We start from the raw sequence: 558 nt of genomic DNA, 5'->3' as shown, positions 1-558 counted from the left end.
TAACGCATCGTATGGGTAAGGCAGAGCGGGAAATGTATGTGACATAGTAAATCCTCCTTAATCGGAGGATTTACTCTAATGTTAATGAAAATCATTATCAACTAAGATCTTGTAGGGTTATTTGCCTACTTTGACTAAAGGCAGCGTGATGGAGACGCGCAAACCTCCCAGTGGGCTGCGGCTCGCGACTATCGTACCGCTGTGCTGACGAATCGCACTTTCTGTGATGGTTAACCCTAATCCAGTGCTGCCAGAGTGACGATCACGAGCAGTAGACACACGATAAAATGGACGGAAAATCGCTTCTAACTCTTCATCCGGCACACCATCACCGTTGTCATCGACGGTAATCGTCAGTGTGTCAGTCTTGTCTTGAATGTCGATCTGCACTTCATCTTTTCCGTAATAAATCGCGTTGCGGATGATGTTTTCTACCGCGCTCATCAACAGTTTTGGGTTGCCTGAGATATGTCGCTCAGGGATCTCTGAATAGCGGAGTTTTTTACCCATTTGCTCGGCTTCAAACTGCGCATCTTTAATGATCTCTTCCCACAAACT

The 558-nt window shown here is 46.1% G+C and carries 1 protein-coding gene; it reads right to left on the bottom strand.

From position 1 onward, the window contains the following. Positions 1–117 precede the first annotated feature (117 nt). Positions 118–558 (bottom strand): ATP-binding protein (locus R7040_RS28945; RefSeq protein WP_318097966.1); only part of this gene is annotated, 441 nt, incomplete at its 5' end.

The sequence above is a fragment of the Vibrio sp. 1069 genome, assembly GCF_033340555.1.
The sequence above is the reverse complement of the archived record's forward strand: the minus strand, read 5'-3'. Positions and strand labels throughout refer to the sequence as shown.